The sequence below is a fragment of the Kosakonia sp. CFBP8986 genome (assembly GCF_034044935.1).
In the GTDB taxonomy this organism is placed as follows: Bacteria; Pseudomonadota; Gammaproteobacteria; order Enterobacterales; family Enterobacteriaceae; genus Kosakonia; species Kosakonia cowanii.
In genome coordinates this window covers 57,212-70,107 of the sequence record NZ_JAXCXB010000003.1, presented here as the reverse complement: position 1 = coordinate 70,107, position 12,896 = coordinate 57,212, and the positions used below count along the sequence as shown (strand labels likewise).

The following is a 12,896-nucleotide window of genomic DNA, read 5'->3' as shown; positions in this document are numbered from 1 at the left end:
TAGCACTGTCGGCGGAAATATAATCCTAAGGAAAATCTTATTGTGGATTTAAATTAGTAAAAAAAGTCTGAATGTAAAATTATGAAAAATAAATTCGCGCGAAATATACAGATATCAAGAAAATATTGAGCTTATTGATAACTTGATAAACAGTAGGGTTTAATTCCGGCATTTAACCAGATGATAATAAAGTTATATCACTGCGCTGTTTGATTATAAGCAATAATTACTTTATTAGAGACACTGCCATTTGCAGGGAGTTATGTTAGCTCCCGCTTTGCATGGCGGCAAAAATCACTATCTTTGAGCAGAACCTCCAGTGCTTCAAGCGCCGCAGACTGCTGTTTATTCTGACAAATCAGCGAGAACGCAGCGTGTTTAAACAGGATGTAAGCGTCCCCCTGAATAATGCTCAGCGCAAAGGCGATCTCTTTCTCATTCACAGTTAATAACGTAAGGGTATTAATGCAGTTGACAATCAGGCTGTCATCTTCAATAGCATCATGATTAATTATCTGAACCAGCGCCTCTTTAATAAACGCATCGTCATACTCGCCATGATATAAGCCGACGATCTTTACCGCTTCGATGCGGATATCGTCATCACCGCCGCTATCCGTGGCAATATCAAGCAGCGCTTTTGCTGAACTGCGATCGAGTATTTGATTAAAACCGCGCAGGGGTGTGCCTCCGTCCATGGAAGCACGGTTCCAGGCAACTCTATTTCACGACCTTATCCCAGGCCATCTGCCAGGCGCTACCGGCACCCGGCGCGTAGGCGCTGGCAAGCCCTGCACACCAGCCGGTGTAGGGATAGGGTTTGCACTGATACAAATGATTGTCGCTGCCGAGCACAATATCTCCGGCTTTATACGCATGGCCGGCAGCATATTTCGGGTAGCTCTGCTGATCCGGCGTATCGTCACCGTGATCGGTTGTCATAACGTTTAATACCGCCGACAGAAGGGATTTATTCCCCGCCTTATCAATGGCATTTACGCTGTAGGCGTAGTTACTGTTCGCCGTCAGATCGTCATCGGTATAGGTATTACCGCTGGCATCAGCCACTTTCTGCTGATTGCGGAACACTTCATAGTGATCCACGCCCGAGCCGCTATCGGTGGAGGCTTTCCAGGTCAGATGCACGCTGGTGGCGGTCGCCTGCGCGTTCAGCCCTGTGGGTACGCCCGGCGCAGTGGTGTCTTTCTCCGGCGTCTCAATCACGCTGCCGTCGTGGATCAGCTGTGTGTAGGCTTTGCGGAACTGCCCGTTGTAAGGCACATGGTTAACGTTTTCGCCCTCATCCCAGTTGATGGACCAGGTCATTAACCCTCTGAGCGGCAGCCCCTCTTTTTCCATATCGGCGAAGAGGCGGTAAACATCCTGCGGGGTTTTAACAAACCCGGTCGCGGCAGCAGCGCCATTACTCGGCAGGCCGATGACTAATTTGCTGGAAGGGATTTTTACCGCAGAGAGGCCGTGCTTGTCGGTAATGATCTCTTTGCTGAAGTGGTAGAGAAACTCATATTTTTTGCTGTCGTCATTCTGCGCGTAATTCACCCACCAGCCATCTTTCGTGGTGTCGTCTGGCTGAAAACCAATCCCAAACGCGCCCTGGTTATAGAACTGCGGTGCGATAAAGTCGTAATACCCTTCGAGGCTGTTAATGTATTTCTGGTACTGCGGATTCGCTTTGGTCAGATAGGGAATTTCTGGCGCCATACTGATAATAAAGTGTTTACCCTGCTGTTGATAATGGTCACGCACTTTTTTCAGCGCCGCCGGAATAACGGTTTCGTTATCCGCTTTTTTAATCGCGCTCTGTTCGAGATCGATATCCAGACCGTCGAAGCCATATAAATCAACCAGTCGGATAATTTCGTCGGCAAAATGTTGCGTATCGCCATTGGCTTCGTGCAGCTCAATATGCGCATCCGCGCCGCCAAGGGATAACAACACCGCCTGGCCGCGCTCATTCAGCGCCGCCACTTCCGCGCGGAAGCTTTGATCGGTGCCGTAGTAGGGGATAAAAGTCGGCATACTTTTGCCATCTGACGACTTCATAAAGGAGGCCATTACCACGTTAAAGGCTTTCGGCGTATCTTTTAATGCCAGCTTCAGCGGGTAGCCCTGCTCATAATCGCCGGAAAAACCCTGATCCCAGTTGTGCCAGTAGCCGACTAATAATTTTTTGCCTTCAATGGAGGGCATGGTATCGGCGTAATCGGTGTTAGCGAATACAGGGCCGCTCACGCCCACCATCCCCGCCAGCGCCAGCGAGGCGAAAACATTATTCATCTTAAATATGCTTTTCATGATAATCCCTTAAATATGATCCACGCAGATCGAATGATAAATATCGGGTGCAAAGTACAAACAATGAAAATCATATTAAAGGCTACCAGGATAATTTCATTATTTAAGTGACAGGAAGATTCTGCTATTTATTTGGCGAATTTTATTGTGATAAAGAATTTTCTGGATAAGTGAGTTATTGTGCCAGATATACGTATGCTCTGTTTCGTACCGTTTTTTATTTATCAGAACATGGCACGCAGTAGTGCGCGCAGGAAAGTGCGGATTTCCATTGCCAGATCGCTGTGTGAAAGGCTGAGAAAAAGCATCAGCAACAGAGTGATGATAACGATAAGCGTGACCCGGGTTTTCATCGCGATTTGCCTCCTGCTTGCCGAAAAAGTGTGGCCGCTTAAGCGTGCGCTATTTCAGGCACTTGCACCAGCGGACATTGTTAACGGTGTAATAAAACGAAACGGTAATTTCATTTCGTGATTACAAGTTTTTAATATAATCACGCCGCCACAGGATGTGAGAGGCTCCTTTGCCTGACACGGTGGTTTAACAGGAAGCGCGCACTGCAACTTGAGATACACGCCCATCTATCGACTTCGGAGAGTGATTATGGACTACAAGTTTTACTCCGCCGTGGTGATGCTCGCCACGCTCAGCTTTTCCGCCGCTGCGGCTGTCACGGCCGATGCCTCACTCGGCAAACTGATTAACGAGCGGCTGTCATGGATGAAAGATGTCGCAGGCGCTAAGGCACAGCAGCACCAGGCCATAGAAGATTTGGCACAGGAGCAGAAAGTGCTGGCGCGCGCCGTTATCGACGCCGAGGCGCTGGGGCTGGATGGTGAGAGCGTGAAGCCCTTTATTCAGGCGCAAATGGATGCCGCGAAAGCGATTCAGTACCGCTACCGTGCCGACTGGCTGGCGACACCGGAGACAAACTGGCAGCCGCGTCCGCTGGATGAGGTGCGAAAACAGATAAGCGAGCTGAGCGATCGTATTCTGCGCAAAGTGGCGGAACGCCTGAAAGCCAGCGGCAAGTTGACCGATGCCGATAAAGAGGAGTTTATGCGCACGGTGCAGCAGCACAATTTGACTGAGCAGGATAAAGCGCATATGTGGCGTGCGCTGGAATCGATTTCGCTGAAAGTGTAAAGCAAAAGACCCCGCCGGAGCGGGGTCTTCTCGTTCATATTACGACGCCAGAGAAAGGCGCTAAATCAGAACGGGATATCGTCGTCGAAATCCATCGGCGGTTCGTTGTTAGACGGTGCCGGGGCAGACTGCTGCTGCGGACGAGACTGCGCGCCGCCGCTGAACTGGTTGTTGTTGCCCTGCGGCTGCTGAGGCTGACCCCAACCGCCCTGCTGCTGGCCGCCACCTGCCGGTGCACCGCCGCCGCCCTGGCGACCGCCCAGCATCTGCATGGTGCCACCAACGTTCACCACCACTTCGGTCGTGTACTTTTCCTGGCCGGACTGATCGGTCCATTTGCGGGTGCGCAGCTGGCCTTCGATATAGACCTGAGAACCTTTACGCAGATACTCACCGGCAACTTCCGCCAGCTTGCCGAACAGCACAACGCGGTGCCACTCGGTCTGCTCTTTCATCTCGCCAGTCGCCTTGTCACGCCACGATTCGGACGTAGCCAGCGTAATGTTGGCAACTGCGCCACCACTCGGCATATAGCGTACTTCCGGGTCCTGGCCCAGATTACCGACGAGAATAACCTTGTTTACGCCTCTGCTGGCCATGATCGTGTCTCCTGAAATCGTTTCGTAGTAGTGTAAACGCGCGAGTGTACCATTTCCACGTAGCATTTTGATAGCTGCGAAGCAGGTTCCAGACATCGTCCGCGAAGTGCGTATTTTACACACTTACGCGGAAGTTGCATTCCTATACTGTATATTCATTCAGGTTAATTTGTGTCATAATTAGCCGTTTGTGATCGCCGGTTGTCCTTCAAACACACCGGGCATTACGTGTTCCACCGGGTAAAAGGTGAATGGATTGGATAAGATAGAAGTTCGGGGCGCGCGCACCCATAATCTCAAAAACATCAACCTCGTCATCCCTCGCGACAAACTGATTGTTGTCACCGGGCTGTCGGGTTCGGGCAAATCCTCGCTGGCTTTCGATACGCTCTATGCAGAAGGGCAGCGTCGCTACGTCGAATCGCTCTCTGCGTATGCCCGCCAGTTCCTGTCGTTGATGGAAAAACCGGACGTTGACCACATTGAAGGTCTCTCGCCTGCCATCTCTATTGAACAGAAGTCGACATCGCATAACCCGCGTTCCACCGTCGGCACCATAACCGAAATTCACGATTACCTGCGCCTGCTTTACGCACGCGTTGGTGAGCCGCGCTGCCCGGATCACGGCGTGCCGCTGGCGGCGCAAACCGTCAGCCAGATGGTGGATAACGTGCTGTCGCAGCCGGAAGGCAAGCGCCTGATGCTGCTGGCACCGGTGATCAAAGAGCGTAAAGGCGAGCACACCAAAACCCTCGAAAACCTGGCAGGCCAGGGCTATATCCGCGCCCGTATCGACGGCGAAGTGTGCGATCTCTCCGATCCGCCGAGCCTCGAACTGCAAAAGAAACACACCATTGAAGTGGTGATTGACCGCTTCAAAGTGCGCGACGATCTCACGCAGCGCCTGGCGGAATCCTTTGAAACCGCGCTGGAGCTTTCGGGCGGTACGGCCATCGTTGCCGATATGGACGATCCTAAAGCCGAAGAGCTGCTCTTCTCGGCGAACTTCGCCTGCCCGATTTGCGGCTACAGCATGCGCGAACTGGAGCCGCGTCTCTTCTCGTTCAATAACCCGGCGGGCGCCTGCCCGACCTGCGACGGTCTTGGCGTTCAGCAATATTTTGACCCTGACCGCGTGATCCAGAACCCGGAGCTGTCGCTGGCTGGCGGCGCTATCCGCGGCTGGGATCGCCGTAACTTCTACTATTTCCAGATGCTGAAGTCGCTCTCAGAGCACTACAAATTCGACGTCGAAGCGCCGTGGGAAAGCCTCAGCGCCAACGTGCAGAAAGTGATTCTGGCAGGTTCCGGCAAAGAGTCGATTGAGTTCAAATACATGAACGATCGCGGCGACACCTCCGTGCGCCGCCATCCGTTTGAAGGCGTGCTGCACAATATGGAGCGCCGCTACAAAGAGACCGAATCGAGCGCGGTGCGCGAAGAGCTGGCGAAATTTATCAGCAACCGCCCTTGCGCCACCTGCGAAGGGACGCGTCTGCGTCGCGAAGCGCGCCATGTTTACGTTGAAGATACGCCGCTGCCGACCATCTCTGATATGAGCATCGGTCATGCGATGGACTTCTTCACCAACCTCAAACTTTCCGGTCAGCGTGCAAAAATCGCTGAAAAAGTGCTCAAAGAGATTGGCGATCGTCTGAAATTTCTCGTTAACGTCGGCCTGAACTACCTGACGCTTTCCCGCTCGGCAGAGACCCTCTCCGGCGGTGAAGCGCAGCGTATTCGTCTGGCCAGCCAGATTGGCGCAGGCCTGGTCGGCGTCATGTACGTGCTGGATGAGCCTTCTATCGGCCTGCACCAGCGCGATAACGAACGTCTGCTTGGCACTCTTGTGCACCTGCGTAACCTCGGTAACACGGTGATTGTGGTTGAGCACGACGAAGATGCTATCCGCGCCGCGGATCACGTGATCGATATCGGTCCTGGTGCCGGTGTGCACGGCGGCCAGGTGGTCGCGGAAGGCCCGCTGGAAGCAATCATGGCGGTGCCGGAATCGCTGACCGGCCAGTTCATGAGTGGCAAACGCAAAATTGAAGTGCCGAAAGAGCGTGTGAAAGCCGATCCGCAGCGCGTGCTGAAGCTGAGTGGCGCACGCGGCAACAACCTGAAGGATGTGACGCTGACGCTGCCGGTCGGCCTCTTTACCTGTATTACCGGCGTTTCCGGCTCCGGCAAATCGACGCTGATTAACGATACGCTCTTCCCGCTCGCCCAGCGCCAGCTTAACGGCGCGACGATTGCCGAGCCTGCGCCTTATCGCGATATTCAGGGGCTGGAGCACTTCGACAAAGTAATCGATATTGACCAGAGCCCGATTGGCCGTACGCCGCGCTCCAACCCGGCGACCTACACCGGCGTCTTTACGCCCGTGCGTGAACTCTTCGCCGGCGTGCCGGAGTCCCGTTCACGCGGCTATACGCCGGGTCGCTTCAGCTTTAACGTCCGCGGCGGGCGCTGTGAAGCGTGCCAGGGCGATGGCGTGATCAAAGTCGAAATGCACTTCCTGCCGGATATCTACGTGCCGTGCGACCAGTGCAAAGGCAAGCGCTATAACCGCGAAACGCTGGAGATTAAATACAAGGGCAAGACCATCCACGAAGTGCTGGATATGACCATTGAAGAAGCGCGTGAGTTCTTCGACGCGGTTCCGGCGCTGGCGCGTAAGCTGCAAACGCTGATGGATGTCGGCCTGACCTATATTCGTCTCGGCCAGTCGGCCACCACCCTTTCCGGTGGTGAAGCGCAGCGCGTGAAACTGGCGCGTGAGCTGTCGAAACGCGGCACCGGGCAGACGCTCTATATTCTTGATGAGCCGACCACCGGTCTGCACTTCGCCGATATTCAGCAACTGCTTGAGGTGCTGCATCAGCTGCGCGATCAGGGCAACACCATCGTGGTGATTGAGCACAACCTCGACGTGGTGAAAACCGCAGACTGGATTGTCGACCTGGGGCCAGAAGGCGGCAGCGGCGGCGGCGAGATCCTCGTCTCCGGCACGCCGGAAACCGTCGCCGAATGCGAAGCGTCGCACACGGCACGGTTCCTGAAACCGCTGCTCAGCTAGTCAGACGGAGAGCTGTTGCCGGATCCCCTCCGGCACCAGCTCCATCGCCTGCTGATACGAGGCGTCCACCAGGTAGTAGATTTGCGAGTCTGGCAAAGTGCCGTCCAGATAGACCGTGCTCCAGTGCGCTTTATTCAGATGGCGGCTGGGGCGCACATCGCTGTGCTGATCGCGCAGCAGTTCCGCCAGCGCCGGGCTGGTTTTCAGCGCGACCGCCGGGCGATCCTCAATCTCTTTCACCATCGCAAACAGCACGTCGGCGACCTTAATCTGCGTCGCTTTCCAGTCGCTGTGCACGCTCTGCTCCGCGCCAGGCTTGGCCATGCAATATTGCAGTAACTCCGAAATTGTCATCGTTTATTCCCCTTGTAGTGTCGCGATAATCCGCCGCGAACCGCCGTGGATGCGATGCTCTCCCAGCCAGATCCCCTGCCATGTCCCCAGCAACACGCGCCCATTCTGCACGGGCAGCATCAGCGACACGCCAAGCGTCGATGATTTGATATGCGCAGGCATATCATCCGGCCCTTCATAATCATGCTCATAGGGCGCGCTGTCCGGCACAGCACGTAAAAAGTGGCGCTCCATATCCTGGCGCACCGTGGGATCGCAATTTTCATTCAGGGTGAGAGAAGCGGACGTGTGCTGAAGCAGCAGGTGCAACAAACCGGTTTTCACGCTCTTAAGCGCAGTAACCTGCCCCAGCACCTCATCAGTGATCAGGTGGAAGCCGCGCGATTTCTGGCTAAGCGTAAGCGTCTGTTGATGCCACATAAACTGCTCCTTATCAAAAAATGAACCTCTGTAAGTGTGCAGCATGTAGCCAAAAGGGGAAACCCGACGCCCTTTTTTTCTCTAAAAAAGGGCGCTGGATTAATAGTCGGAGTCGACAATCACCTCTTCACCAAACGCACCGGCCTGCGGCAGTGGTTGGTAGGTTGAGTTCGCGGCGCGCAGCACGCGGATCGGGCGCGCTTCGCTTTCACGCGCGGCGGTGATGTCACCGTCAGAGTCGCCGTAATAGATGCGGATTTTTTTGTCCTTCAGCCACTGCACCTTGTTGTTCTGGCCCGGCTGATCGCCGGCAAAAATCACCGGGTTCATATTGGCAGCGGGAATATGAAAATCATCCTGCAGAGTTTTGCTCACCGTCTCGGTTTTAGTCTGGCTACGGCCGGTGATAAAGAAAATGGTATCGCCACGTTTAACGTGCATGGCGATCAGCTGGCGCGCGACCTCTTTGGGAATGCTGAACTCATCCCAGCCGTTATTCATCTTTTCCCAGAATTCCGGGTTGTGCAGATAGGCATCGCTATCCGGCGACCAGGTTTTCTTGCCGCGCCAGAAGCCGGGGCTGGAGAAGAGCACGGTATCGTCGATATCAAACCCTACCGCCATTGGCGGGCGTTCAACCAGCGAGCTTTCGATTTGCGCTACGGAAACCCAGTGTACCGCGGCCTGCTCAGAGAGTTTTGCAACGTTAGTGCCCGTTGAAACCGGCGTCGGCACCGAGGCGTAAACCGCCGCGCTGCTAAAGGCCGCCCACAGGCAGAGCGCGCCGAACGCGTGTCTGAACTTTTGCATAATTTTCCCTGCTTCTTAATGCTTTAGTTTTTATAAATGAGGTGAATAGTCTTAAACCTGAGTGACCATAACCGCAGGGCGAGGCGAAACAAAGTTTTTTCTGGTAAATCCGCCAGCATTGGTGGGTCACCCTCTGCCCGATCGCAGAGGGTGAAAAGAGAAGTAAGTGAATACTTACATCACTGCCGCGAAGGCCTGCGCCACGCGGTGAACGTTGCGGTTGTTAAGCCCGGCGACGCAGATACGGCCGCTGGAAACGAGGTAAATACCAAACTCTTCGCGCAGACGCTCCACCTGCGCAGCACTCAGCCCGGTATAACTAAACATGCCGCGCTGCTTCAGCAGGTAGGTGAAATCCCCGGTCGGCATCGCCGCGTTCAGCGCATCAACCAGCGTCTGACGCATTGCCTTAATGCGGGTGCGCATCGCTTCAACTTCTGCTAGCCATGACGCCTTCAGCCCGGCATCGTTCAGCACGGTCGCCACCAGCTGCGCGCCGAAATTCGGCGGGCTGGAGTAGTTGCGGCGCACTGTCGCTTTTAACTGCCCGAGCACGCGTCCGGCGGCATCGGCATCTTCACACACCACCGAGAGCCCGCCGACACGTTCGCCGTAGAGGGAGAAGATTTTTGAGAAGGAGTTGCTGACCAGTGCAGGCAGCCCGGCGTGGGCAATCGCGCGGATCGCATAGGCATCCTCTTCCATCCCTGCGCCAAAGCCCTGATAGGCGATATCGAGGAACGGGATCAGCGTGCGGGCTTTCAGCACCTCAACCACCTCATCCCACTGCGCAGGCGTTAAGTCGGCACCGGTCGGGTTATGGCAGCACGGGTGCAGCAGAACAATGCTCTGCTCAGGCAAGCTGTTTAATTTTTCGAGGAATGCCGCGAAACGCACGCCGTTAGTTTCGTTGTCATACCACGGGTAGGTAGAGACCTCGAAGCCTGCGCCTTCGAAAATCGCGATATGGTTTTCCCATGTCGGATCGCTGACCCAGACGCCGGAGTTGGGGAAGTAACGTTTCAAAAAGTCTGCGCCAACCTTCAGCGCGCCGGAGCCGCCGAGCGTCTGAATGGTGGCGACACGCTGCTGCTCCAGCACCGTATGGCCGGCACCAAACAGCAGCGGCGCGATGGCGTGACGGTAGCTGTTAAGCCCTTCCATCGGCAGATAGAGCGACGCGCCATGCGGCTGCGCGTTTAGACGCGCTTCGGCTTCCGCCACCGCCTGCAAACGCGGAATTGTGCTCTCTTCGTCGTAATAGAGCCCGATGCTGAGGTTAACTTTGTCGCTGCGGGGATCCTCTTTGAACCTCTCCATCAATGAGAGGATCGGGTCGCCGGCATAGGCGTCAACTTTCTGAAACACGCGTGTATTCTCCAGGTTTACAGTGGGCGAAACACCACAATAAACCGGAAGCCGGACAAGGTCGAGGGGGCAGTAAAGCGGAAACGAAATAAGGATTAACAGCCCAGCGCCGCCCGTACTTGCGCGATGCGTTCAGCCACCGCCCCGCTGACGCGAATAAACGGCACGCCGCGTTGGGTCAACTGTTCGAGATACCAGGCCTGCTGGCGCTGGCGGAAAGTTTCATCCTGGCGGGTGCCATCCTGCACAAACGGGAAGTCATCCTCGCACAACACCACCAGCTGATAGTGCCGCTGCGCCAGCGCATAGAGTGCCGCAGGCGCTTCGCCAAACATTGTCAGCGTATAAAAGAGCGTCGTCAGCGGTGAGGTATCGCATACCAGCCAGCGCACCGCAGGCGTGCTCTCTTCCCGTTGCACCTGGGTTTGTGCAATCGCCAACATATCGTCATACACCAACTCGCCGCCCTGCTCCTCCCAGCGCTCGCGACCATACTCGGCCACATACGCCGTTCCCAGCGCCTCTGCCAGCGCGGCGCTGAGGGTACTTTTGCCCGTTGATTCGCCGCCCAGCAGGCAGATGCGCTGAACAAAGTCGTGATAGACGGGCGCGGCCAGCATCTGCCGCCAGTGGTGGACATCGCTACGGATCAGCGTCCCGGATGGCGCATCCTCACCCTGCCCGCGCGTTAGCCGCACATGCGTCACCGGGCGGGAAAACCGTTCGCTCAGCACGCGGGCGAAGCCATCGCCATACTCCTCCGCCGTAAAGACCGCGTCGGGCTGGCAGCGCAACACCTGCAAACAAATATCCGCAACATAGTGACGATGCAGATCGCCATCAGCGTCGTTATGCGGTAACGGGCCTAAACCCAGCGCCGCCACGCGCGCCGGTGTCAGAACAAGGATCTCACATTGCGGAAACCGCGTCCGCAGCCAGCGCTCGCGCTTCTCCGGCTCGCAGCCGGGCAGTTCTGGCACGGAGTAGCTGATGAGCCACAGGCGTTCGCACTGCGCCAGCGCGGTGTTGATTAACCGTTCATGACCACAGTGCAGCGGCGCGAATTTGCCGACAATCAGCCCGCTGGCGAAGCGTTTCATGGCTTAACCAGCGCCTTGCGCCACTGGTAAAGCCCGTGCCAGGCATTACACCAGAAGATCAGATAGAGCCCGGCGGTCAGCCACAGATCGCGCGCCGCATAGAGCGGCACGGCGATGGTGTTGACCAGCAGCCAGAAGTACCAGCTCTCCAGCCGCCGCCCCATCAGCATAAACTGCGCGAGAATGCTGAAGACCATAATCGCCGAGTCCAGCCACGGCGACCAGGCATTGGTAAAACGATGCAGTAGCCAGGCATAGCCGCCTGCGACAATCACCGCGCCCACCAGCAGGAAAGCAATATGTTGCAGCGGCGTTTTGCGCACCGCCAGTTGCTGACCGTGATTGCCCTTCAGCCAGTTGAGCCACCCGGCGATACTGCTGACGATAAAGAAGAGTTGCAGGGTGACATCCGCGTAAAGCTGAACGGAGTAGAAGACCCAGCCGTAGAGCACGCAGCCGATAATGCCCGTCCACCACGTATGCACATTGTTGCGCGCGGCAAGCCACACGGAGAGGGCGTAAGCCAGGCAGGCGGCGATTTCCATCGGCGACACGGGGCGTTCCTTTTAGTCGATATAGATAAGGGTCGCCCTTGAGGTCAGGCGTGTAATAAGTTCGTAAGCACTCACATTTGTTGCCTGCGCGATGCGCTCGACGGGTAAACCTTCCCCCCACAGCACTACGCGATCGCCGGGTTTATCCTGCGCTTCTGGCCCCAGATCGACGCAAATCATATCCATTGCCACGCGCCCAACAATCGGCACTTCGCGCCCGTTGACCAGCACCGGTGTGCCGGAAGGCGCCGCGCGCGGGTAGCCGTCGCCATAGCCCATCGCCACCACCCCTAAACGGGTATCGCGCGCGCTCTGCCAGGTGCCGCCATAGCCGACCGGTTCACCCGCCGCATGCTGGCGCACGGCAATCAGCTGCGAGGTAAGCGTCATCACCGGCTGGAAGCCAAAATCGCTACCCCACGGTTTATGGTCGAGAGGCGAAACACCGTAGAGGATAATGCCGGGGCGCACCCAGTCGAAGTGGGATTGCGGCCACAGCAGCGTGCCGCCCGAAGCGGCAATCGAACGCATGCCCGGCTTACCTTCGGTAAAGGTAGTAAAGAGATCGAGCTGGCGCTCGGTCGCGCCGCAGTCGGGCTCATCAGCGCGGGCAAAGTGGCTGACGATGTTCACCGGCTGGCGCGCATTCTTGCACTGGCTGAGACGGGCGTAGAAGGCTTCCGCTTCGTGAGGGTGTACGCCAAGGCGATGCATACCGGTGTCGAGCTTCATCCAGACATCCACCGGCGCGCTCAGGGTGGCGGCTTCCAGGGCTTCAAGCTGTTCGACGCTGTGGATCACCGTATGTAGCTGATGTTCAGCCACCAACGTTAAATCGCTGGCGGCAAAGAAGCCTTCGAGTAACAGAATCGGTTGAGTAATGCCCCCTGCGCGCAGGTGCAGGGCCTCTTCAAGACGGGAGACGCCGAAAGCATCGGCATCGGGGAGCGTTCGCGCGGTCTCGAGAAGACCGTGTCCATAAGCGTTCGCTTTCACGACCGCAACCAGTCGGCTGGCGGGAGCCAGTTCGCGCAGGCGTTGCAGATTGTGTCGCAGAGCGCGGCGGTTAACTACTACGGTTGCCGCTTGCATGTTTTTCCTCAAAAACAATTTTGTCGATCGTTCGTGTGCAGGCGCGTTCAACGCA

At 56.2% G+C, this 12,896-nt stretch carries 13 protein-coding genes; 2 read left to right on the top strand and 11 right to left on the bottom strand.

Going from position 1 to position 12,896, the window contains the following annotated elements:
- Positions 1 to 260: 260 nt before the first annotated feature.
- From SOM48_RS07120 to SOM48_RS07110, 3 genes are all read right to left on the bottom strand, one after another.
- A complete protein-coding gene (locus SOM48_RS07120; protein ID WP_320511695.1) occupies positions 261 to 698 on the bottom strand; it encodes a hypothetical protein in 438 nt (145 codons plus the stop codon).
- A 22-nt stretch (positions 699 to 720) separates the two neighbouring features.
- The gene (locus SOM48_RS07115) at positions 721 to 2,316 is read right to left on the bottom strand and encodes a glycosyl hydrolase family 18 protein (RefSeq protein WP_076769045.1); all 1,596 of its coding nucleotides are present in this window, start codon (positions 2,314 to 2,316) and stop codon (positions 721 to 723) included.
- A 224-nt stretch (positions 2,317 to 2,540) separates the two neighbouring features.
- Complete coding sequence (locus SOM48_RS07110) at positions 2,541 to 2,669, bottom strand: hypothetical protein (protein WP_255563494.1); 129 nt, start codon at positions 2,667 to 2,669, stop codon at positions 2,541 to 2,543.
- Positions 2,670 to 2,919: 250 nt separating this feature from the next.
- On the opposite strand from SOM48_RS07110, the gene SOM48_RS07105 reads away from it, so the two are divergent.
- Positions 2,920 to 3,462 carry a chorismate mutase gene (locus SOM48_RS07105; protein ID WP_320511694.1) on the top strand — a complete coding sequence of 181 codons (543 nt, stop codon included), beginning with the start codon at positions 2,920 to 2,922 and terminating at the stop codon, positions 3,460 to 3,462.
- Positions 3,463 to 3,527: 65 nt separating this feature from the next.
- Here SOM48_RS07105 and ssb1 read toward each other — a convergent pair whose 3' ends face one another.
- Complete coding sequence (ssb1, locus tag SOM48_RS07100) at positions 3,528 to 4,061, bottom strand: single-stranded DNA-binding protein SSB1 (protein WP_054804260.1); 534 nt, start codon at positions 4,059 to 4,061, stop codon at positions 3,528 to 3,530.
- A gap of 256 nt (positions 4,062 to 4,317) precedes the next feature.
- On the opposite strand from ssb1, the gene uvrA reads away from it, so the two are divergent.
- Complete coding sequence (gene uvrA, locus SOM48_RS07095; RefSeq protein WP_042712659.1) at positions 4,318 to 7,143, top strand: excinuclease ABC subunit UvrA; 2,826 nt, start codon at positions 4,318 to 4,320, stop codon at positions 7,141 to 7,143.
- Here the strand turns inward: uvrA and SOM48_RS07090 are convergent, their stop codons facing one another.
- The 7 genes from SOM48_RS07090 to alr all read right to left on the bottom strand — a co-directional run bounded on the left by SOM48_RS07090 (position 7,144) and on the right by alr (position 12,841).
- Positions 7,144 to 7,497, bottom strand: a complete 354-nt coding sequence (locus tag SOM48_RS07090; protein ID WP_054804259.1) for an MmcQ/YjbR family DNA-binding protein — start codon at positions 7,495 to 7,497, stop codon at positions 7,144 to 7,146.
- A gap of 3 nt (positions 7,498 to 7,500) precedes the next feature.
- Complete coding sequence (locus tag SOM48_RS07085; RefSeq protein WP_320511693.1) at positions 7,501 to 7,917, bottom strand: secondary thiamine-phosphate synthase enzyme YjbQ; 417 nt, start codon at positions 7,915 to 7,917, stop codon at positions 7,501 to 7,503.
- A gap of 99 nt (positions 7,918 to 8,016) precedes the next feature.
- Entirely contained in the window at positions 8,017 to 8,727 is a 711-nt protein-coding gene (gene aphA, locus SOM48_RS07080; protein ID WP_313354815.1) for an acid phosphatase AphA, read from the bottom strand.
- A gap of 174 nt (positions 8,728 to 8,901) precedes the next feature.
- Positions 8,902 to 10,095, bottom strand: coding sequence for an aromatic amino acid transaminase (gene tyrB / locus SOM48_RS07075; RefSeq protein WP_320511692.1), 1,194 nt, complete (start codon positions 10,093 to 10,095; stop codon positions 8,902 to 8,904).
- Positions 10,096 to 10,190: 95 nt separating this feature from the next.
- The gene (locus SOM48_RS07070; protein ID WP_320511691.1) at positions 10,191 to 11,195 is read right to left on the bottom strand and encodes an AAA family ATPase; all 1,005 of its coding nucleotides are present in this window, start codon (positions 11,193 to 11,195) and stop codon (positions 10,191 to 10,193) included.
- On the bottom strand, positions 11,192 to 11,749 hold the full coding sequence (gene pnuC, locus SOM48_RS07065) for a nicotinamide riboside transporter PnuC (RefSeq protein ID WP_320511690.1): 558 nt from the start codon (positions 11,747 to 11,749) through the stop codon (positions 11,192 to 11,194). The genes SOM48_RS07070 and pnuC overlap by 4 nt, the downstream gene beginning before the upstream one ends.
- 12 nt (positions 11,750 to 11,761) lie before the next feature.
- Entirely contained in the window at positions 11,762 to 12,841 is a 1,080-nt protein-coding gene (gene alr, locus SOM48_RS07060; protein WP_312480088.1) for an alanine racemase, read from the bottom strand.
- Between the last annotated feature and the right edge of the window lie 55 nt (positions 12,842 to 12,896).

Coding starts and splice junctions, on each gene's coding strand:
- SOM48_RS07105 (WP_320511694.1), top strand. CDS start 2,920: ATGGACTACAAGTTTTACTCCGCCGTGGTGATGCTCGCCACGCTCAGC.
- SOM48_RS07110 (WP_255563494.1), bottom strand. CDS start 2,669: ATGAAAACCCGGGTCACGCTTATCGTTATCATCACTCTGTTGCTGATG.
- SOM48_RS07115 (WP_076769045.1), bottom strand. CDS start 2,316: ATGAAAAGCATATTTAAGATGAATAATGTTTTCGCCTCGCTGGCGCTG.
- SOM48_RS07090 (WP_054804259.1), bottom strand. CDS start 7,497: ATGACAATTTCGGAGTTACTGCAATATTGCATGGCCAAGCCTGGCGCG.
- alr (WP_312480088.1), bottom strand. CDS start 12,841: ATGCAAGCGGCAACCGTAGTAGTTAACCGCCGCGCTCTGCGACACAAT.
- SOM48_RS07085 (WP_320511693.1), bottom strand. CDS start 7,917: ATGTGGCATCAACAGACGCTTACGCTTAGCCAGAAATCGCGCGGCTTC.
- SOM48_RS07070 (WP_320511691.1), bottom strand. CDS start 11,195: ATGAAACGCTTCGCCAGCGGGCTGATTGTCGGCAAATTCGCGCCGCTG.
- ssb1 (WP_054804260.1), bottom strand. CDS start 4,061: ATGGCCAGCAGAGGCGTAAACAAGGTTATTCTCGTCGGTAATCTGGGC.
- SOM48_RS07120 (WP_320511695.1), bottom strand. CDS start 698: ATGGACGGAGGCACACCCCTGCGCGGTTTTAATCAAATACTCGATCGC.
- aphA (WP_313354815.1), bottom strand. CDS start 8,727: ATGCAAAAGTTCAGACACGCGTTCGGCGCGCTCTGCCTGTGGGCGGCC.